Raw genomic sequence first — 19,822 nt, 5'->3', positions numbered from 1 at the left:
CTATTTACTTCGTTAGTTCGTTCAGCATGCGTCCTGCTATCCACTATAATCTTTTTCTCTTAAATCTTTTTTTCTAAGAACTGTCAGGAGCTTCCGTTGGTCGCTCTGTCTGTTCAAGAAAAAATAGATTTATTCAAAAAAGGATTTCCGCTTCTATCAGGGCTAAAATGAGAAACTTAATTCTTGTAACTTATTTTAATTTTTTATTTTCAGTAAATTGCTTTTATAAAACAAGTGGAAAATTAAAAATTCACTTCAGTCGAAACTTTATAACGTTCTTCGTTGTTTTTGGTTCTTAAAATAATTTCACCCAGAAATCCTGCCAAAAACAATTGTGTACCTAAAACCATTGTTGTCAATGCGATATAAAACCAAGGATTATTGGTTACTAAATTGTAGCGCATTCCCATATACATATGGTATAGTTTAGAAAAACCAATATATCCGGCCAATAAAAAACCAATAATAAACATAAAAGAACCTATGGCGCCAAATAAATGCATTGGTCTTTTTCCGAATCTAGAAAGAAACCAAATCGTTATTAAATCTAAGAAACCATTAATGAAACGCTCCATTCCAAATTTAGTTTCACCATATTTTCTAGCTTGATGCTGTACTACTTTTTCACCAATTTTTCCAAAACCGGCATTTTTCGCCAAAACTGGGATATATCGGTGCATTTCACCAGAGACTTCAATATTCTTTACCACTACATTTTTGTAAGCTTTCAATCCGCAATTAAAATCATTCAATTCTACACCAGATGTTTTTCTGGCTGCCCAATTGAATAGTTTTGACGGAATATTTTTGGCTACAACAGAGTCGTATCGTTTCTTTTTCCATCCCGAAACCAAGTCGTATTTTTCTTTGGTAATCATTTCATACAAATCCGGGATCTCATCCGGACTATCTTGTAAATCGGCGTCCATGGTAATAATAACATCACCTTTTGCTTTAGCAAAACCAGCATGCAAAGCTTGGGATTTACCAAAGTTTTTCATAAAACGAACTCCTTTTACATTTGGATTTTCTGAGGCAAATCCTGATATAATATTCCAGGATTCATCTGTACTTCCGTCATCCAGAAAAATGATTTCGTAGCTGTAATTGTTCGATTTCATAACCGAAATGATCCAAGTGTACAATTCTTGTAGTGATTCCTCTTCGTTAAGAAGCGGTATGAGTATGGATAAGTTCATTATTTGTATTCTTGGGATGATGAAGATTTGCTTTTAAAGAATGCGGCCATTAGCAAGCCTAGTATGATGCAAAAAAAGAGGTTGAAAATTGCTCCTTTTAATTGTTCTACGACTGAAAAAGGATCCGTGGCCTTAAGTTTAGAAATAGTTTCGCTTAGTGCAGATTTGGTTACTCCAAATTTTTCTGAAGTACTAATCAAATATTTTACAGTCATATCCAGTAGAGTGTCTTTTACGGATGGATCTATAAAATTAAATAAAACAATTTTAAAAGCGATAGAGATAAGCAATCCTATTGCAGCCGTAATAAAATAGGTCGTAAAGGCTTCTTTATAAGGAAATATGCCATTCAGCTCTTTTTTTGTTTTTACTAGTGCTATAATAGGTATAATGATAATTACAGAAAAGCTTAAAAGTGTGGTCCACCAAGCAATAAATAATTCTAAATTTGTTGCGTATATAGAAGCTGTAATTAAACATAATATGACTCCTGTAATTGCTCCATAGGTAATCCCGTTTCTTTTTACGATTTCATTTATCATTAGTAGTTGTTTTTTTAAGAATCCACAAAGATAGCAATTCCCAATATATTGACGTGTAAAAAAAGTTTTTTACCATAATATAAAAAAAGTTACGTAAAGGTTTGTATATTGGAAAATAAGTGTAAATTTGCAGACTCAAAATAATATTGTAAAACAAAAAATTATAGCGCGTTTATACCTTTTCTGTTAGAAAGAAAAGCTTCAAGACAAGTTGTAATTAACAAATAAAAAAGATTCAAGATGAAAAAAGGTGTACACCCAGAAAATTACAGATTAGTTGCTTTTAAAGACATGTCAAACGAGGATGTTTTTATCACTAAATCTACTGCTGATACTAAAGAAACTATCATTCACGAAGGTGTTGAATATCCAGTTGTAAAAATGGAGATTTCTAGAACTTCTCACCCTTTTTACACAGGTAAATCTAAACTTATCGATACTGCAGGACGTATTGATAAATTCAAAACTAAATACGCTAAACACGTTAAATAATTATAACCTGTTTCTAAATACAGTAAAGCCTCGCAAATGCGAGGCTTTTTTTATGGAATTTGCATTGGAAATCCCTGTATTATGGGGAGTTTCGTTTGAATAAACATGTAAAAATATTTGTAACTTTGCCGTGATAACCAAATCACATTTTAACAATTTACAAATCAATTTATGAACTATATTCTTTTTGACGGGCCGGCTCGGAACGCTTTATTACCCTTTACTTTTACCCGACCAGTTGCCGATATTCTAGTAGGTATTATGACCATTCGTCAAAAATGGGAAATGCGTCTGGGTTCTACAACAACAACCTTGACAGAGGAGTATTTATCAGATAAATACCCAATGGTAGAACTGGAAGATAATGTAATGATTAATGCTTCTTTTCTTCCTAATGATGTTTTAGCCGAAATGGTAAGCGACTTAAAACCGAATCAAGCTATTTTTAAGGGAGATGAAGTGATTGCTTTCTATACTCAAGAAGACCAGGAATCAGTAGATTTTGATACTTACGAGATTCTTGAATACAATGAAAAGTGTATAACCATAGAACGTACTTGGGATATCTTTTCTAAAAATGAAGAAGCTATTCGCGAGGATTTTGATTTTTTGACAGAAGACAGAAAATCACAACCAATACCTAAAAGTGTAAATGTAATTGCGCCTGAAAACATTTTTATAGAAGAAGGGGCTAAATTAGAATTTGTGACTTTAAACGCATCATCAGGACCAATATATATAGGTAAAAATGCCGAAATTATGGAAGGTACCGTAGTTCGTGGTCCATTTGCTTTATGCGAAAATGCACAAGTAAAAATGGGGGCCAAAGTTTATGGAGCTACTACAGTTGGGGCTAATTCCCGAATTGGTGGTGAAGTGAAGAATGCGGTTCTTTTTGCAAATTCAAATAAAGGACATGAAGGATATCTAGGTGATTCTGTTTTAGGGGAGTGGTGTAATATTGGAGCTGATAGTAACAACTCAAACTTAAAAAACAACTACGAACAAGTGAAATTGTGGAGTTATGAAACAGAAAGTTTTGCGAAAACGGGACTTCAATTTTGTGGATTAATGATGGGAGATCATAGTAAATGTGGCATAAATACCATGTTTAATACTGGTACTGTAGTTGGAGTGAGTGCTAATATTTTTGGAAGCGGGTTTCCTCGTAATTTCATTCCTAGTTTTTCTTGGGGAGGTGCAGCTGGGTTTACAACTTATGTAACCAAAAAAGCTTTCGAAACTGCAAAAATAGTTATGAGTCGCAGAAATGTGGAGTTTGATGAAAAAGAAGCTGCAATTTTAGAACACGTTTTTGAGTTGACCAAAAAATGGAGAAACTATTAATTAGATAATTAGTCAATTAGATAATTTGATAATGCTCCACAAGGCTGAATGCTTTGTGGAGTTTTTTTGTTTTTAATGTAATGCAGAATCTAAAAAAAAGCAGAATGTTGATTTTTAGCCCCGATAAAAGTGGAAATCCTTGTAAGCCGGTGTTTTGGTTTGCAAGATTACTTCGTCAGTTCGCTATCGCTCGTGTGAAACGGATAGCGGGAGTAATGTTGATAGAATGCTAAATGTTTCTGCTCCTAAAAAATATAAATTGAGTTGGATTTCAAAATTTTCACATTATCTAATTGACACATTTTCTAATTTACAAATTGCCTAATTATCTATTTAATCTATCTTTGCACCTTCAAAAAATAACTGCTAGGAGATCTAATAATCTTAGTAGTCTAAAAATCTAAAAATCTAAAAATCTAAATGATTACAATTAACGATATTTCAGTTCAGTTTGGTGGAACAACGCTTTTTAGTGATGTGTCTTTTGCAATAAATGAAAATGATAAAATAGCCCTTATGGGTAAGAATGGTGCGGGAAAATCAACGCTTTTAAAAATTATTGCAGGAGAAGGTAAGCCTTCTACTGGAAGTGTTTCTGTTCCAAAAGAAGCTGTTGTGGCTTATTTGCCTCAGCATTTATTGACTAAAGATGGAGCAACTGTAATGGAAGAAGCGTCAAAAGCGTTTGGCGAAATCTTTAAAATGAAAGCTGAAATCGATGAAATCAACGAACAACTGACTGTCCGTACTGATTATGAAAGTGATGCCTACATGAAATTAATCGAAAGAGTTTCGGACTTAAGCGAGAAATATTATGCGATTGAAGAAGTAAATTATGAAGCAGAAGTAGAGAAAATTCTAATAGGTCTTGGTTTTGAAAGAGAAGATTTTACGCGTCAGACTTCTGAATTTTCAGGTGGTTGGAGAATGAGAATTGAATTGGCTAAAATCCTTTTGAAAAAACCAGATTTGATTTTGCTGGATGAGCCTACCAATCACATGGATATTGAAAGTATTCAATGGTTGGAAGATTTCCTGATCAATTCAGCCAAAGCGGTTGTGGTAATTTCACACGATAGGGCTTTTGTAGATAATATTACCAATCGTACTATTGAAGTAACAATGGGTCGTATTTATGATTACAAAGCAAAATATACTCATTATTTAGAATTGAGAAAAGACCGTCGTATTCATCAGCAGAAAGCCTATGATGAACAACAAAAAATGATTGCTGATAACAGAGCTTTTATCGATCGTTTCAAAGGAACTTTTTCTAAAACTGATGCGGTACAATCTAGGGTTAAGATGTTGGAAAAGTTAGTAATTGTTCAGGTTGATGAAGTGGATACTTCTGCATTGCGATTGAAATTTCCTCCTGCTGCACGTTCTGGTCAATATCCTGTTATTGTAAAAGAAATGTCAAAATCTTATGGAGATCATGTGGTTTTCAAAGATGCTAATATCGTAATTGAAAGAGGGCAAAAGGTGGCTTTTGTTGGGAAAAATGGAGAAGGAAAATCAACAATGATCAAAGCTATAATGAAGGAATTTGCGCCTGATAGCGGTTCTGTTGAAATTGGACACAATTCCCAAATTGGATATTTTGCACAAAATCAAGCGGCTTTATTGGATGAAAATGCTACAATTTTTGAAACTATAGACGATATTGCTGTAGGTGATGTAAGAACACAAATAAAAAACATACTTGGAGCTTTCATGTTTCATGGAGATGATATTACCAAGAAAGTTAAGGTGCTTTCAGGAGGTGAAAAAACACGTTTGGCTATGATTAAATTATTGTTAGAGCCAGTAAACTTGTTGATTCTGGATGAGCCTTCGAATCACTTGGATATGAAAACTAAAGATATTATCAAGGATGCTTTACGTGATTTTGATGGAACTTTAATTTTAGTATCTCACGACCGTGATTTCCTTGACGGATTGGCTACCAAAGTTTTTGAGTTTGGAAACAAACGTGTGGTTGAACATTTTGAAGATATTACCGGTTTCTTGGCACACAAGAAAATGGATAGCATGAAAGAAATTGAGAAGTAGATTTTGATTTCTATTCAAAGAATTAAAAAAGGCAAAAGTTTATATCTTTTGCCTTTTTTTATATCATGAGTTTTTTAAAACCGATTTTTTCTTAAAATACAAAGCAAAGAAGGAGAGTATGGCGCATACAGTTCCAATGATTATCATATTGATTACGGGTCTGTATGTTTGGTAAAGTTCTCCGTTTTCTACACTTAAGATTCTAAATGCTTTTAGAAAATGAGTTAGCGGAATTACATTTGCTATATTTTGTACCCAAACCGGCATTTGGCTCAAGGGCCAGGTAAAACCACTCAAAATAAAGCTAGGTGTTGCAATAACCATCAAAATTTCGGTTGCTTTCAGTTGATTAGGGATTAGGATGCTAACTAATATTCCGATGAAAGAAACTGAGAGCACAAAAAATCCTGCAACAAATGTTAAGGAACCTAAATTGTTAAAAAAAGGTATTCGGAACCAAGTTGCAAAAGCCCAATATAAAAGCCATATTCCAAAGCTCATTATCATATAAGGAATGATCTTTACGGTCATCATTTTTACAACAGAAGGGCATTTATAAATTAAATCGATGAAAGTGTTGTTTTCGAATTCGGAGGCAAAAGAGAGGGCTAGTGCCAAAAGTAATACTTGTTGCAAAACGGTTGCTAAGACTCCAGGCCATAGAAAATACATGTAATTGGTGCTTCGATTGTATTTTTTTAAGAAAGTGGTTTTGAAAGGTTCGTATTGCGACTGTAAAAGTTTTTCTGGAGTTCCTTGTTTCCGGAGGGTTTCTAATTGAACTCCGGTTTTAAAAGTACCAAGGCATAATAATACTGCAGATGAGGCATAATTAGCAGTTAAGACATTTGCGGTATTTACTATGGTGGTGATTTCGGGATATTTTTTTGTAAATACCATTTTTTGGAATCCTTTAGGGATAATCACTACACAATTGGCTTCTTTTTCGATTGCAATATTCGAAAAGTTGTTCTGGTCATGTAAAACAGCAGCAATCTTAATGACTTCGTTGTCTTCAAACATTTGCATAATTTTAGTACTCATTTCGGTCCTATCCTGATCGATAACAATGATTGGTAAATCTGTAACTTTTCCTTTGCCATAAACATAACCCAATAAAATACCATATAAGATAGGTGCTCCAATAAAAAGCATTCGAAGGATTTTATTTTGCCAAAAGAATTGAAATTCTCTTTTTAGTAATGAAAAGAAATTTTGCATATTTATAAAGATAAGGTAACCGTTGTTTTCGTGATTAAATCTTTGCTTTCAGTACTGTTTTTTGGTGATATTTTTATTTCAAATAAACTTTCTTGCATTTCGTAATCAGGATAAGCAGTAGCGATAGAGCCGTATGCGCTTAATTGTTTTATGGAGGTTATGGTTCCCTTAATGTCTTTATTGAGGTAAGGAATTGAAACGGTAATTTCTTGCCTTTTTTTTATTTTATTTAGTTTGCTTTCTGGTAATGTAAATCGGAAATATGTACCATTGCTTATGGTGCCACTAAATAAGGTATAGCCAGGCAATGCAAGTTCTCCTATGCTTAGGGTTATGGTTTCTATATTCATGTCTTGCGGTGCAATAACATAGCGTTCTTTATTGGCGGTTTCAACTTCTTGCAAAGCTCCTATAGCTCTTTCTTGTTGCCCCAACGCCATGTCTTGTTGCTCGATTCGACCACCTTTTTTTGCATCATTCAATTCGGCAATAACAGCGTTGTACTGTGCTTGAGCTCCTTGGTATTTTGCAAATGCCTCATCGTAAGTTTGCTGTGAAACTAATGAGTCTTTGAGCATATTGCTCAATCTTTTGATTGATTTTTGAGCAAATTCATATTGTTCCTTCAAGCCTTGTTTTTTAGCTTCAAGTTGTAAAATCTGATTAGTAGTTGCGCCTTTTACAGCCATTGTATATTGCGCCTTTGCAGATAGGAGTGCGCCTTCGGCTTGATTTTTTTTAGCATCTACTTCAGGGATATCTAGAATAGCAAGGGTGTCACCTTTTTTAACAAAATTTCCTTCTTTTACCAGTAATTTTGCAATTTTACCAGGGATTTTGCTTACTACTGCAATTTGTTCATTCTCAACTTTTCCTTGGATAACAGCATTATCTTTTGGGTTTTTACAACTAATCGTTATAAGTATTAGTGATAATATGGTAAGAGCTCTTTTCATATGCGGATATTTATTGAGACAATTTATTAGATAATTCTCCGGTAGTGATTATGGTTTCAATAGCTGATAGTCGTTGTTCGATTAAAGTATTCAATTTTGTTACCGATACTTTAAAATAATCATTCTCTGCCTCCAAAAGCTCAGAAACATTGATGAGTCCTTCCTTGTATTGTTTTGAAGCTAAGTTGAGGTTGTTGTTTGCAATTTTTTCTTGCTGTGCTGATATTTCAATTCTCTTTAATAAGACGTTGTAATTTACAAGATTGTTTTCAAGTAGTAATTGCAGTTTTTCTTTAGTATCATCAATTTGGTTCTGAATTTGTTCAATGTTTAATTTGGCTTCGTGTACTTTGTGTTCTCTTTCAAAGCCTGCAAAAATTTCCCATTTAAGTGCAGCTCCTACCGTCAAGAGTGGACTTAATGAAAATTCATTTAGGCCTAGGCTCAAAGGTTGGTTTATAATGGGTACGGTTGATGTAGTTCCGTTTACATCAAATAAACTAGAATATACAATACCACCAAAAGCTCCTATAGTAGGGAGGTAGGTTCCTTTCTCTTTTTTTAAGAGATATTCACTAGCCAGTTTGAATGATTCTAATGCTTTGATTTCTTGTTTATTTTCGGTGCTTAATTTTTCTTCGGAAATTAAATAGGGAACTAGATTGTATTGAACTGCATTGATCTCCTCGTCCGAATAGTTGGTTAGATATCGTAGCTTTTTATAAAGTAAGGCACGTTTTCCGGTAAATTCAACTTTTTTAGATTCTAGTTCCAGTAACGCCAGTTTTATTTTATCTCTATCATAAGGAACAGCAAGGCCTTGTTCTATAGCTTTAGAAATTCTTTTGGTTTCGGATTTTAATCTCTTATCGCTGTCATTTATTAGTTTTTCAGTTTCATCTAGAAGTTTTAGCTGGTCGAAAGTATTAATGACGTCTTTTATTATTGCATCTTTTTCGGAGTCTTTTAGGTAAGTGGTTCCTATTGCTTTTTGTTTAATGGCATTGGCTCCGTTAGGTATTTGCATGCCACTAAATAAAACAGTTTTGGCCATCACACTTCCTATGAAGAAATTACCGGTATTATCATAAGTTGCCTTTTTGTCAAATAAAGGATAATTCACGATTGGTATAGTTGAGGAGGGTAGGTCGAGAGTTAAGTTACTGTCAAAATAGGAATAAAGAGCATTGGCTTCAATAGTTGGGATATATTTGTTGCGAACCCCTTTTTCTTGCAGGTTTAATTTTTCAATTTCAATTGCCTTATTTTGTATAGATGTATTTTTTTCTATCGCTTTATAAATGGCATTATTTAAAGAAGAAGATGTTTCTATTTGTGAATAGCTACTATAGGTGATAGAAAAAAAGAAGAAAAATGAGATTATAGGATATTTCATCATTTTAATTTTAAGTTTCGAATTATAAATTAAATTTTTGTGATTTAATTTTATCTTCCTTAGATAGGGTAATTGTAAAGATAGGATTTTTATCTTGTATTTTTTGAAGATTGAATCTTGTTTTTGCTTCTAGAGAGTGTTAATTGAGTTTTATTGTGGCTAAATATTTTAGTATTTTTCCGAGGGCTCTTAGGTAGAATTAAATACTTATATTATTGTTAAAATAAAGTTTTTGATTGTTATTTTGACTTACTTATGGGTAAATTGCCATAGAATTCAATAGTATTTGAAAAAGTTTTTCTACAAGGAGTGTTGGGAATATTTTTTCTTTTGTTGTTTGATTTTTTAACTTTTTCAAGTCTTAATGTTGATTTTGTATTGAGCTTTTGTTTGATATAACCAACATATCATTTAAATCAATTATGAGTAAGATTCCAGTGTATTTTATGCCAGGTTTGGCTGCTAGCGTTGCTATTTTTGAAAGGATTAAACTTCCGGAAGATCAATTTGAGATGGTGTTTTTGGAATGGGAAATTCCTCTAGAAAAAGAAACTTTGGCGGACTATGCCAAACGAATGACTGAAAAAATTAAACATGAAAATCCAGTACTGATTGGTGTTTCGTTTGGAGGTATTTTGGTACAGGAAATGGCTGGTTTTATAGCGACTAGAAAAGTAATTATTATTTCGAGTGTAAAAACCAATCTTGAATTTCCTAAACGAATGGGTGTAGTCAAAAAGACAAAGGCTTATAGGTTGATTCCGTTTAGTTTAGTTCAGAATATTGAAAGTTTGGCTAAGTTTTCTTTTGGCAAAAAAGTAAATCAAAGGCTTAAATTGTACGAAAAATTTCTTTCGGTTCGGGATAAGCGTTATTTAGATTGGGCAATCGAACAGGTTTTTTTATGGAATCGAACTGTAGCGGATCAAAAAGTAATTCACATACACGGGGACTTAGACGATATCTTTCCAATTAAATACATAAAAGACTGTATTGCTGTGGCAGGAGGAACACATATTATGATTCTTAATAAATACAAATGGTTAAATGCTAATTTACCTTCAATAATTATGGCTGATCCCGTTTAGATAGCGATAAAAAGGGTTTTGCGAAGTTTATAACAATGTTTAGTTATTGGTAAATCCCTTGTTGTTAGATATGGCGTTTACAAGGTTTTCATTAATGTCTTTGCTAAAGTAGTTATAACTCGTAATAATAGCTTGTTTTATAGGAGTTTTTAATTTAATGGTGTTTTCAAAATGTTTTACGCTAACCACATTTTTGTTTTCATCTATAAATATAGAAGTAGGAAATCCTAAAGTATGTTTGATGGTGGCAATAATGTGAGCATCTTTTGCGTAATTTTCGTTAGCGTAGCATACTTTAATATCATCACTAAATTTATGGGCAATATTTTTAATATCACTTTTCTTATCCCAAAATATCACAATGATTTGCATGTCATTACGATGTTCTTTGGCTAATATGTTTAAAGCGGGAATTTCTCCTTTAGCAATTACACACCAAGAAGAATAGGTAATTATAAAGATGGGTTTGTTGATTCGGTTTATTTTTACATTTTTTTCTTTGTACACTTTAAGGTTGAAATCGTCAAATTTGGTTCCGATAAGTTTGTTTTTTACTAAGGAATCAAAAAGATCTTTACCTTCTTTTACGTTATTTGCCTCGTATGCTTTATTGGATGCTTTAGTGTAAGGCTTGATATTTTTTTTTACAGCGTCAGAAAAATAACTAATTGTATTTTGGCTGTAGGAAAAGAAAGTGGATAAAGTAAATAATACGGTAAATAAAAATTTATGCATAATAACCTAATAATAAAACATTTAGTAAAAGTATTTGCTTTGTGTGTATAAGTACTATATTATCGACAAGATACATATAAATCCGATTAAGTACGTTAAAATTCAAAAAAAAACCATCCAAAAGCGGATGGTAGTTTATATAGTATCAAAAAATAGATAATTTTGTATAATAAATTATATTTTTTTCATTTGCTCCTTCATCATCAAAATTTGGTCTTTTAGCATGTTTTGCTTGTCTAATTTTTTGGCCTCGTTCAGTAATGCAGTAGCTTCTAATTTTCTTCTGCGTGTCATGGCAACTCCGGCAAGATTTAATTTGGCTACAGCAAGATCCATATCCATAGATAGTCCTAATTCTATTGCTTTTTTGAAGTATTTTTCAGCTTGATTAATATTGGTTTGCGAAAGCATAATTCCATGAAGATAATTAAAATAGCCTTGTTGTTTCCTTACTAGAGCAGTTTCAGGATTTTTTATGTATGCTAACCATTTTTTTGCTCCTTCAAAATCTTGCTTTCTTAGTTTTAAAAATGCCAGTAAAATAAATTCATTTTTAAAATATAAAAAGATAGGAATTCCAGATAATAAAATAAGAAATATTCCGTTACCAATGTTGCTTTCAGTGAATTGCCAAATACCAGTAATTATAACAAGTCCGGCAATGATAAGTTTAATATTTTTATGAAACATAATATATAAAGTTTTAAGGCTGCAAAGATAGTAAAAGGAATTAAAAATATTTTTTAAAAACTACTTGCCAGAAAAAAAAGTCTTTGTATATTTGCACTCGGTTTTAGAATAACGGTTATTCAAAAAATAAATAGACACTAATTAAGATTTTAAAGATACAAAGCAATGAGCAAAAGAACATTTCAACCATCGAAAAGAAAAAGAAGAAATAAGCACGGATTTATGGACAGAATGGCTTCTGCTAATGGAAGAAAAGTTCTTGCGCGTAGAAGAGCTAAAGGAAGACATAAATTGACTGTTTCTTGTGAACCAAGACACAAAAAATAATGTTTGTATAAACATAAATAAGGCGTTACTTTTTTTTAGTACCGCCTTTTTTTATACCCAAGCGGTAACGATGTTTTAAGATCGATATTTGAAGAATTTAACAAACTTCAAACTTTAAGTGATAAAAAAATAACTACAATAAGAAAATAAAATGCCAAAAGACACATCTATAAAATCAGTATTAATAATAGGTTCAGGTCCAATTGTAATTGGTCAAGCGTGTGAATTCGATTATGCAGGTTCACAATCTGCACGTTCTATGCGTGAAGAAGGAATTGAAGTGATTTTGATCAATTCAAATCCTGCTACAATTATGACTGACCCATCTATGGCGGATCATATTTATTTGAAACCTCTAACGACAAAGTCTATTATTGAGATTCTTAAAGCACATCCGCAAATTGATGCAGTACTTCCTACAATGGGAGGTCAAACAGCACTGAACTTGTGTTTGGAAGCTGATGAAAAAGGAATTTGGCAAGATTTTGGAGTGAAATTGATTGGAGTTGATGTTAATGCAATCAATATTACTGAGGACAGAGAGCAGTTCAAACAATTGTTAGAAAAAATTAATGTTCCTACGGCTCCAGCAAAAACAGCAACTTCTTACCTTCAAGGAAAAGAAATAGCTCAGGAGTTTGGTTTTCCATTAGTTATTCGTCCTTCTTTCACTTTGGGAGGAACTGGAGCTGCAGTTGTTTATAAAAAAGAAGAATTTGATGACCTATTGACCAGAGGTTTGGAGGCATCACCAATTCACGAGGTTTTAATTGATAAAGCTTTAATGGGTTGGAAGGAATACGAATTGGAACTGTTAAGAGATAAGAATGATAATGTAGTTATTATCTGTTCTATCGAAAATATGGATCCAATGGGAATCCACACAGGAGATTCAATCACAGTTGCGCCAGCAATGACGTTATCTGATAGAACTTTCCAAAAATTACGTGATTACGCTATATTGATGATGCGTAGTATCGGGAACTTTGCAGGAGGATGTAATGTACAGTTTGCGGTATCTCCAGACGAAAAAGAAGATATTGTGGCTATCGAAATCAATCCACGTGTATCTCGTTCATCAGCATTGGCATCAAAAGCAACAGGATATCCTATTGCAAAAATTGCTTCAAAACTTGCGCTTGGATACAACCTAGATGAATTACAAAACCAGATTACAAAATCAACTTCGGCTCTTTTTGAACCAACTTTGGATTATGTAATTGTGAAAATACCACGTTGGAACTTTGATAAGTTTGAAGGTGCCGATAGAACTTTGGGGCTTCAAATGAAATCAGTAGGTGAGGTTATGGGAATTGGACGCTCATTCCAAGAAGCATTACACAAAGCTACTCAGTCATTAGAAATCAAGAGAAATGGGCTAGGAGCCGATGGAAAAGGATATACAAATTACGAGCAAATTATAGAGAAACTAACATTTGCAAGTTGGGATCGTGTTTTTGTAATTTATGATGCTATCGCAATGGGAATCCCATTGAGTCGTATTCATGAAATCACAAAAATAGATATGTGGTTCTTAAAACAATACGAAGAGCTATTTACTTTAGAAAAAGAAATTTCGAATTATAAAGTAGAAACGTTACCAAGAGAATTATTGCTTGAAGCCAAACAAAAAGGATTTGCAGATAGACAAGTAGCACATATGATGGGCTGTCTTGAAAGTCAAGTACATACTTTACGCTCTACGATGAATATTAATCGTGTGTTTAAATTGGTTGATACTTGTGCGGCAGAGTTCAAAGCTAAGACACCTTATTATTACTCTACTTTTGAAGCTGAAATAGAAAAAGCTAACGGAGAGCGTTATGTAGATAACGAAAGTGTTTTAACTGATAAAAAGAAAATAATAGTTCTTGGTTCAGGACCAAACAGAATTGGACAAGGAATCGAGTTTGATTACTCTTGTGTACACGGAGTGCTTGCGGCCAAAGAGTGTGGTTACGAAACTATTATGATCAACTGTAATCCGGAAACGGTTTCGACAGATTTTGATACTGCTGATAAATTGTATTTTGAGCCAGTTTTCTGGGAGCATATTTATGACATTATACAACATGAAAAACCAGAAGGGGTAATTGTACAATTAGGAGGTCAAACGGCTCTTAAATTAGCAGAAAAATTATCTAAGTATGGTGTTAAAATTATAGGAACGAGTTTTGAAGCGCTAGATTTAGCCGAAGATAGAGGACGTTTCTCTGATTTATTGACAGAATTACATATTCCTTTCCCTAAATTCGGAATTGCAGAAACGGCAGAAGAAGCTTCAGCTTTGGCAGATACTTTAGACTTCCCATTATTGATTCGCCCTTCTTATGTTTTGGGAGGTCAGGGAATGAAAATTGTAATCAACAAACAAGAGTTAGAAGAGCACGTAATCAATTTATTGAAAACGATTCCAGGAAACAAATTACTTTTAGACCATTACCTAGACGGAGCAATAGAAGCTGAAGCTGATGCGATTTGTGATGGAGAAAATGTATACATTATTGGAATAATGGAACATATAGAGCCTTGTGGAGTACACTCTGGTGATAGTAATGCGACTTTGCCACCATTTAACTTGGGTGAATTTGTAATGCAACAAATAAAAGACCATACCCATAAAATTGCTTTAGCACTGAAAACAGTTGGTTTAATCAACATTCAATTTGCTATAAAAGACGATACGGTTTATATTATTGAAGCAAATCCTAGAGCTTCAAGAACAGTACCTTTCATAGCGAAAGCGTATGGTGAGCCTTATGTAAATTATGCTACTAAAGTAATGTTGGGAGAAAATAAAGTTACAGATTTTACTTTTAACCCACAGCTAAAAGGATACGCTATCAAACAACCGGTTTTCTCTTTCAGTAAATTCCATAATGTGAATAAAGCATTAGGACCAGAAATGAAATCTACAGGAGAGAGCATCTTGTTTATTGATGATTTGAAGGATGACCAATTCTACGAATTGTACTCTAGAAGAAAAATGTACTTGAGTAAATAAGCTTGAGTTTATATATTAAAAAAGCCCCTTTTTGGGGCTTTTTTGTTGATTTATTAGGTAGTTTATCTTTCAGGCTCTCTTAAAAAAGTTTTATACCATGTAATGGCCAGATCGGCTACTTCGGATAATTTTTCAGGCTCTTCAAAGAGGTGTGTAGCATCTGGGATTATCTTAATTTCTTTTACGGATTCTAATTGAGCAAATGCCATTTTATTCATACCAATAACAGCAATATCAAGTCCTCCTACTATGAGTAGAGTAGGAGCAGTTACTAGATGCAGTTCATTTATGACCAAATCAGGACGACCACCTCGAGAAACAACGGCTTTAATTGATTTTTTGAAATAGGCTGCCGCTTTCAGTGCAGATGCTGCTCCAGTACTAGCTCCAAAATAACCTATTGGTGTATCTTTTGTAATTTCGTTTGTCATTAGCCATTCGGTTGTTTCGATCAATCGGCTTGTTAATAAATCAATATTAAATCTGTTTTCGTAAATCTGATCTTCTTTTTCGGTTAGCAGATCAAAAAGAAAAGTACCAATATTTTGTTGTTGAATCAATTCTGCAACCATTTTGTTTCTTGGGCTAAATCTGCTACTGCCACTTCCGTGAGAAAACACAACTATTCCGATTGCATTTTCAGGAAGTACTAAATCTCCCTTCAATGTCACGGTTGACAATGGGATGTCTATGTCTGATTTATTCATGATTCATAAATTTTAAAAGAATCGATGTTGCAATTAAGGTTTTTAAATAATTGAATTTGTGATTCGTAACATTTGAATCACTTCATCATCTTCAACTTGATGAAATTGGTCGTAAAAAGCCCCAACAGACCTAAAACTACTTGAGGTAATAAGGTAGACAAATTCATCTGTTTGTTGTTTAAAGATTTCCAGAGCATCCAAAGGTAAAACGGGTACGGCAACAATTAGTTTTGCAGGGTTTCTTTTTCTCAGCATGCTTATGCTGGCTAATAAGGTATTGCCTGTTGCAATGCCATCATCAACAACAATCACATTTTTTCCGTTTATTTCCAGAGGCTCGCGAAACCCCATATAAAGCTTGTATTTTTCCTGTAATAATTCTTTTAATCTAATAATTTCATCTGATATATATTGCTTGGAAACTTCGGGGTGCTCGTCTATTATTGTTGCATCCATAGTCATTGCACCTATGGCAAATTCTTGATTTTTAGGATGGCCAATTTTTTTTGAAAGAATAACGTCTAAGGGGAGATGTAGTTTTTGGGCAATTTCATAGGCTACAGGAACTCCACCTCTAGGGACTGCCAGAACTATTGAGTTGGTATCTTGGTATTTTTTTAATTTTTCCGAAAGTAAAATACCTGCTTCTTTTCTGTTTGTAAGTCTGCTGCAATACATTTCTAAATAATTTAAAATACAATGAAATTAAAGTGTAAAGTTACTGATATATAGCTTATTATGTTTGTTTTTTGATACTGGATTTTATCAAGCTAGCTTTTTTTGAATTAAAGATAAAATCGGAAAGGAAAGTAATCATTTGAGTATTTGAAGATGCTGTTTATGTTGATTTGTACAGCCAAAAGCTTTAAAACAGTTTTTATTTATGTGCGTGTTGAATGTGTGTTTTAATTCTTAATCGTTTTGATTGGTTTTGTTTTAAATAATTGATAATCAATTTGTTTTTATTGGTTTTTAGAAAACATGTTTCTTTTTTTGTTAAATTTATGCTCCTTTTCAGAATAAAGCTTTGCTAAAAATCAAACAATTTTTCAGTATTAATTTAAATATTTAGAATTATGAAAAAGATTTTTTTATTTGTTTTGAGTGCTTCGGTATTTGTGAGTTGTAATAAAAAAGAAATTGCCGAAAAGAAAGTAGAAGCCGCTTTAATGGATACAGTAGCAAAACCCGCTGAATTTGCCGACCCTAAATATGCAGAAATGGGCAAAAAAGGTTTGGCTGATTTAGAAAAAGGCGATATAGACAGTTGGATGAACATGTATGCTGATAGCGCCGTTTATGTTTGGAATAGCGGTGATAGTTTGGTTGGCAAAGCTGCTATAGCATCATATTGGAAACAAAGAAGAGCAAATGTTATTGAATCCATTACTTTTAAGAATACAATATGGCTACCTATCAAGGTCAATAAGCCACAGAGTGTAGAAGCTAAAGGAGTTTGGTTGCTTGGTTGGTACAAAACGACAGCCAAATATAAAAAAGGAAAAGAAATGACTCAATGGATACACACTGATTATCATTTTGATGATAATGACAAAATCGATAGGGTAGTTCAATATGTAGATAAAGCGGCTATAAATGCAGCACTCCCGAAATAATATTTAATTGTTGAATTAGTTAATTGATGAAAAACGATGCTTTTGGGTGTCGTTTTTTATTTTGCAGCTGTCTTGTTTTTGAAAATAAATGCAGGATTGATATTGAGTAATAGTTCAATTTTTTAAAAATGAAATGCTTTAAGTTTAATCCATACCTAAAAACTAAAAACTATTCTTTACTTTTGTGCAAATCAATATTTGAACCATGTACAAGCTTTTTATCCGTCCTATACTTTTTTGTTTTGATCCTGAAAAAGTACATTATTTTACTTTCTCTATGATAAGAATGGTATCTAAAATACCAGGATTTCCAACCCTTTTTAAATCACTATATGAAGTCAATGACAAAAGATTGGAAACTGAGGTTTTTGGTTTAAAGTTTAAAAATCCTGTTGGTTTAGCTGCTGGTTTCGATAAAGATGCTGCTTTGTATCAAGAACTTTCTAATTTTGGTTTTGGATTCATAGAAATAGGTACACTTACACCAAAAGGACAGGAAGGAAATCCTAAAAAGCGTTTGTTTCGCCTTAAGGCAGATTCGGCTATCATTAATAGAATGGGATTCAATAATGGAGGTGTTCAAGAAGCGGTTGAGCGATTAAAGAAGAATAAAGATGTTCTTATTGGAGGGAATATTGGTAAAAATAAATTGACACCAAATGATGAAGCAACATCAGATTATGAGATATGTTTTGATGCTTTATATGATTATGTAGATTATTTTGTGGTAAATGTGAGTTCTCCCAATACTCCAAATTTGAGAGCATTGCAAGACAAAGAACCACTCACACAATTATTGCAAACTTTGCAAAATAAGAATTTGGCTAAGCCAAAACAAAAGCCAGTATTGCTAAAAATTGCTCCGGATCTTACCGATGAACAATTACTGGATATTATTGATATTGTAAATGAAACTAAAATTGCGGGTGTTATTGCAACCAATACGACTATTTCTCGTGAAGGATTGCAATCCGAAGCAAAAATTGAAACTGGAGGATTGTCTGGAAAGCCTTTAACCAAACGTTCAACAGAGGTAATTCGTTTTCTTTCTCAAAAGAGCAATAAGTCATTCCCAATTATTGGAGTGGGAGGAATACATTCAGCCGAAGATGCTCTGGAAAAACTAGAAGCAGGGGCAAGTTTAGTTCAGTTGTATACCGGTTTTATTTATGAAGGCCCAGCTTTAATAAAATCGATTAATAAAGCAATTTTGGCAAAAAAATAAAAATGATAGATAGCTATTAAGTGAATAGCGGACTGTTATTGATGATTTGCCATGAACCATATATTGTAAGATAAATTCCTTGAGGTTAACACGATAATTTTAATAAAAATGTTTTCTTGTTATAAGACATTTTTTTCGGTGCGTTCCAAGATTACTCACTTTTATTAATTATTCAGAGCCGAATATTTTTAAATTACTGTAATTTTTCTTACTTTGTAACTCAAAACCTTTTTCATATATTTGAAAGTTATGAAGACTATAAAAATTATCGAATGTCCACGTGATGCTATGCAAGGCATAAAATCATTTATTCCTACCGAAAGGAAGGTAGCGTACATTCAGTCCTTATTACGTGTAGGTTTTGATTCAATTGATTTCGGAAGTTTTGTTTCAGCAAAGGCTATTCCTCAAATGCAAGATACAGCAGAGGTCTTAGAACAACTTGATTTATCTCAAACCAAAAGCAAGTTATTAGCCATTATAGCTAATACACAAGGAGCAACTCTGGCTTCACAGCATAATGCAATTCAGTATTTAGGATTCCCTTTTTCAATTTCAGAGAATTTTCAAATGCGAAATACGCATAAAACCATTGCAGAGTCTTTAGTGACTCTACAGGAGATTTTAGATATTGCCGATAAGACCAATAAAGAGGTAGTAGCCTATCTTTCTATGGGTTTTGGAAATCCGTACGGAGATCCTTGGAATGTAGAAATTGTAGCACAGTGGACCGAGAGATTGGCTAGCATGGGTGTGAAAATTTTATCTCTTTCAGATACAGTCGGTAGTTCAACACCAGATGTAATTCAATATTTATTTTCCAGCCTGATTCCTCAATACCCTCAAATTGAGTTTGGCGCCCATTTGCATACAACACCAGATAAATGGTTTGAAAAAGTTGATGCTGCTTATAAAGGAGGTTGTTATCGTTTTGATGGCGCTGTTCAAGGTTTTGGTGGCTGCCCTATGGCTACCGATAATTTGACAGGTAACATGCCTACAGAAAAATTACTGTCCTATTTTACAGTTCAAAAAGAAAATACCAATTGCAGTCCAATGAGTTTTGAAAGCGCTTATAATGAGGCTTCTAAATTGTTTGGAGATTTTCATTAAAAATAATGAGCAGGTAATTCTAAAAAATAGCTTAAAGTTAAATAAATAGAATACTTGTTGTTTCTTTATTATTGTTTCAAGATTGTGTAAAGTTCAATGCTTAAATAAC

At 33.1% G+C, this 19,822-nt stretch carries 18 protein-coding genes; 9 read left to right on the top strand and 9 right to left on the bottom strand.

Features of this window, described 5'->3' with window-relative positions:
* Positions 1-242: 242 nt before the first annotated feature.
* Together OZP08_RS18390 and OZP08_RS18385 are read right to left on the bottom strand one after the other, a co-directional pair.
* Positions 243-1,199, bottom strand: coding sequence for a glycosyltransferase family 2 protein (locus OZP08_RS18390; RefSeq protein ID WP_268847514.1), 957 nt, complete (start codon positions 1,197-1,199; stop codon positions 243-245).
* The gene (locus OZP08_RS18385; RefSeq protein ID WP_268847513.1) at positions 1,199-1,741 is read right to left on the bottom strand and encodes a DUF4199 domain-containing protein; all 543 of its coding nucleotides are present in this window, start codon (positions 1,739-1,741) and stop codon (positions 1,199-1,201) included. Before OZP08_RS18385 ends, OZP08_RS18390 begins: the two co-directional genes overlap by 1 nt.
* 240 nt (positions 1,742-1,981) lie before the next feature.
* On the opposite strand from OZP08_RS18385, the gene OZP08_RS18380 reads away from it, so the two are divergent.
* From OZP08_RS18380 to OZP08_RS18370, 3 genes are all read left to right on the top strand, one after another.
* Entirely contained in the window at positions 1,982-2,233 is a 252-nt protein-coding gene (locus OZP08_RS18380; protein ID WP_077375626.1) for a type B 50S ribosomal protein L31, read from the top strand.
* A 171-nt stretch (positions 2,234-2,404) separates the two neighbouring features.
* Positions 2,405-3,580 (top strand): GlmU family protein, encoded by a 1,176-nt coding sequence (locus tag OZP08_RS18375; protein ID WP_281322543.1) that lies wholly within the window; start codon positions 2,405-2,407, stop codon positions 3,578-3,580.
* Between the two features lie 420 nt (positions 3,581-4,000).
* Entirely contained in the window at positions 4,001-5,635 is a 1,635-nt protein-coding gene (locus OZP08_RS18370; protein ID WP_281322542.1) for an ABC-F family ATP-binding cassette domain-containing protein, read from the top strand.
* A 63-nt stretch (positions 5,636-5,698) separates the two neighbouring features.
* Here the strand turns inward: OZP08_RS18370 and OZP08_RS18365 are convergent, their stop codons facing one another.
* From OZP08_RS18365 to OZP08_RS18355, 3 genes are all read right to left on the bottom strand, one after another.
* Positions 5,699-6,790 (bottom strand): ABC transporter permease, encoded by a 1,092-nt coding sequence (locus tag OZP08_RS18365; protein WP_349293461.1) that lies wholly within the window; start codon positions 6,788-6,790, stop codon positions 5,699-5,701.
* Between the two features lie 68 nt (positions 6,791-6,858).
* Positions 6,859-7,812 (bottom strand): HlyD family secretion protein, encoded by a 954-nt coding sequence (locus OZP08_RS18360; RefSeq protein WP_281322540.1) that lies wholly within the window; start codon positions 7,810-7,812, stop codon positions 6,859-6,861.
* 10 nt (positions 7,813-7,822) lie between these two features.
* Entirely contained in the window at positions 7,823-9,208 is a 1,386-nt protein-coding gene (locus tag OZP08_RS18355) for a TolC family protein (protein WP_281322539.1), read from the bottom strand.
* 422 nt (positions 9,209-9,630) lie between these two features.
* Between OZP08_RS18355 and OZP08_RS18350 the strand changes: the two genes are divergently transcribed.
* The gene (locus tag OZP08_RS18350) at positions 9,631-10,296 is read left to right on the top strand and encodes an alpha/beta hydrolase (protein ID WP_268847512.1); all 666 of its coding nucleotides are present in this window, start codon (positions 9,631-9,633) and stop codon (positions 10,294-10,296) included.
* A 39-nt stretch (positions 10,297-10,335) separates the two neighbouring features.
* Here the strand turns inward: OZP08_RS18350 and OZP08_RS18345 are convergent, their stop codons facing one another.
* Both OZP08_RS18345 and OZP08_RS18340 read right to left on the bottom strand, forming a co-directional pair.
* Positions 10,336-11,031, bottom strand: a complete 696-nt coding sequence (locus OZP08_RS18345; protein WP_281322538.1) for a TlpA family protein disulfide reductase — start codon at positions 11,029-11,031, stop codon at positions 10,336-10,338.
* Positions 11,032-11,205: 174 nt separating this feature from the next.
* Positions 11,206-11,721 (bottom strand): DUF2892 domain-containing protein, encoded by a 516-nt coding sequence (locus tag OZP08_RS18340; protein ID WP_268847511.1) that lies wholly within the window; start codon positions 11,719-11,721, stop codon positions 11,206-11,208.
* A gap of 165 nt (positions 11,722-11,886) precedes the next feature.
* On the opposite strand from OZP08_RS18340, the gene rpmH reads away from it, so the two are divergent.
* Positions 11,887-12,048 (top strand): 50S ribosomal protein L34, encoded by a 162-nt coding sequence (gene rpmH, locus OZP08_RS18335; RefSeq protein ID WP_007136275.1) that lies wholly within the window; start codon positions 11,887-11,889, stop codon positions 12,046-12,048.
* Positions 12,049-12,199: 151 nt separating this feature from the next.
* Positions 12,200-15,052, top strand: a complete 2,853-nt coding sequence (gene carB, locus OZP08_RS18330) for a carbamoyl-phosphate synthase large subunit (protein WP_281322537.1) — start codon at positions 12,200-12,202, stop codon at positions 15,050-15,052.
* A gap of 62 nt (positions 15,053-15,114) precedes the next feature.
* Here carB and OZP08_RS18325 read toward each other — a convergent pair whose 3' ends face one another.
* On the bottom strand, positions 15,115-15,759 hold the full coding sequence (locus OZP08_RS18325) for a dienelactone hydrolase family protein (RefSeq protein WP_281322536.1): 645 nt from the start codon (positions 15,757-15,759) through the stop codon (positions 15,115-15,117).
* 42 nt (positions 15,760-15,801) lie between these two features.
* Entirely contained in the window at positions 15,802-16,437 is a 636-nt protein-coding gene (locus tag OZP08_RS18320; RefSeq protein WP_268847508.1) for a phosphoribosyltransferase, read from the bottom strand.
* Positions 16,438-16,835: 398 nt separating this feature from the next.
* On the opposite strand from OZP08_RS18320, the gene OZP08_RS18315 reads away from it, so the two are divergent.
* The 3 genes from OZP08_RS18315 to OZP08_RS18305 all read left to right on the top strand — a co-directional run bounded on the left by OZP08_RS18315 (position 16,836) and on the right by OZP08_RS18305 (position 19,713).
* Positions 16,836-17,375, top strand: a complete 540-nt coding sequence (locus tag OZP08_RS18315) for a nuclear transport factor 2 family protein (protein ID WP_268847507.1) — start codon at positions 16,836-16,838, stop codon at positions 17,373-17,375.
* Positions 17,376-17,580: 205 nt separating this feature from the next.
* The gene (locus OZP08_RS18310; protein ID WP_268847506.1) at positions 17,581-18,600 is read left to right on the top strand and encodes a quinone-dependent dihydroorotate dehydrogenase; all 1,020 of its coding nucleotides are present in this window, start codon (positions 17,581-17,583) and stop codon (positions 18,598-18,600) included.
* A gap of 249 nt (positions 18,601-18,849) precedes the next feature.
* On the top strand, positions 18,850-19,713 hold the full coding sequence (locus tag OZP08_RS18305; protein WP_281322535.1) for a hydroxymethylglutaryl-CoA lyase: 864 nt from the start codon (positions 18,850-18,852) through the stop codon (positions 19,711-19,713).
* Positions 19,714-19,822 lie beyond the last annotated feature (109 nt).

The organism is Flavobacterium aestivum (genome assembly GCF_026870175.2).
Classification (GTDB): Bacteria; Bacteroidota; Bacteroidia; order Flavobacteriales; family Flavobacteriaceae; genus Flavobacterium; species Flavobacterium aestivum.
Note: the sequence above shows the minus strand (reverse complement) of the source record. Positions and strands in the feature narration are given on the sequence as shown.

Coding starts and splice junctions, on each gene's coding strand:
- OZP08_RS18390 (WP_268847514.1), bottom strand. CDS start 1,199: ATGAACTTATCCATACTCATACCGCTTCTTAACGAAGAGGAATCACTA.
- OZP08_RS18385 (WP_268847513.1), bottom strand. CDS start 1,741: ATGATAAATGAAATCGTAAAAAGAAACGGGATTACCTATGGAGCAATT.
- OZP08_RS18380 (WP_077375626.1), top strand. CDS start 1,982: ATGAAAAAAGGTGTACACCCAGAAAATTACAGATTAGTTGCTTTTAAA.
- OZP08_RS18375 (WP_281322543.1), top strand. CDS start 2,405: ATGAACTATATTCTTTTTGACGGGCCGGCTCGGAACGCTTTATTACCC.
- OZP08_RS18370 (WP_281322542.1), top strand. CDS start 4,001: ATGATTACAATTAACGATATTTCAGTTCAGTTTGGTGGAACAACGCTT.
- OZP08_RS18365 (WP_349293461.1), bottom strand. CDS start 6,790: ATGCTTTTTATTGGAGCACCTATCTTATATGGTATTTTATTGGGTTAT.
- OZP08_RS18360 (WP_281322540.1), bottom strand. CDS start 7,812: ATGAAAAGAGCTCTTACCATATTATCACTAATACTTATAACGATTAGT.
- OZP08_RS18355 (WP_281322539.1), bottom strand. CDS start 9,208: ATGAAATATCCTATAATCTCATTTTTCTTCTTTTTTTCTATCACCTAT.
- OZP08_RS18350 (WP_268847512.1), top strand. CDS start 9,631: ATGAGTAAGATTCCAGTGTATTTTATGCCAGGTTTGGCTGCTAGCGTT.
- OZP08_RS18345 (WP_281322538.1), bottom strand. CDS start 11,031: ATGCATAAATTTTTATTTACCGTATTATTTACTTTATCCACTTTCTTT.
- OZP08_RS18340 (WP_268847511.1), bottom strand. CDS start 11,721: ATGTTTCATAAAAATATTAAACTTATCATTGCCGGACTTGTTATAATT.
- rpmH (WP_007136275.1), top strand. CDS start 11,887: ATGAGCAAAAGAACATTTCAACCATCGAAAAGAAAAAGAAGAAATAAG.
- carB (WP_281322537.1), top strand. CDS start 12,200: ATGCCAAAAGACACATCTATAAAATCAGTATTAATAATAGGTTCAGGT.
- OZP08_RS18325 (WP_281322536.1), bottom strand. CDS start 15,759: ATGAATAAATCAGACATAGACATCCCATTGTCAACCGTGACATTGAAG.
- OZP08_RS18320 (WP_268847508.1), bottom strand. CDS start 16,437: ATGTATTGCAGCAGACTTACAAACAGAAAAGAAGCAGGTATTTTACTT.
- OZP08_RS18315 (WP_268847507.1), top strand. CDS start 16,836: ATGAAAAAGATTTTTTTATTTGTTTTGAGTGCTTCGGTATTTGTGAGT.
- OZP08_RS18310 (WP_268847506.1), top strand. CDS start 17,581: ATGTACAAGCTTTTTATCCGTCCTATACTTTTTTGTTTTGATCCTGAA.
- OZP08_RS18305 (WP_281322535.1), top strand. CDS start 18,850: ATGAAGACTATAAAAATTATCGAATGTCCACGTGATGCTATGCAAGGC.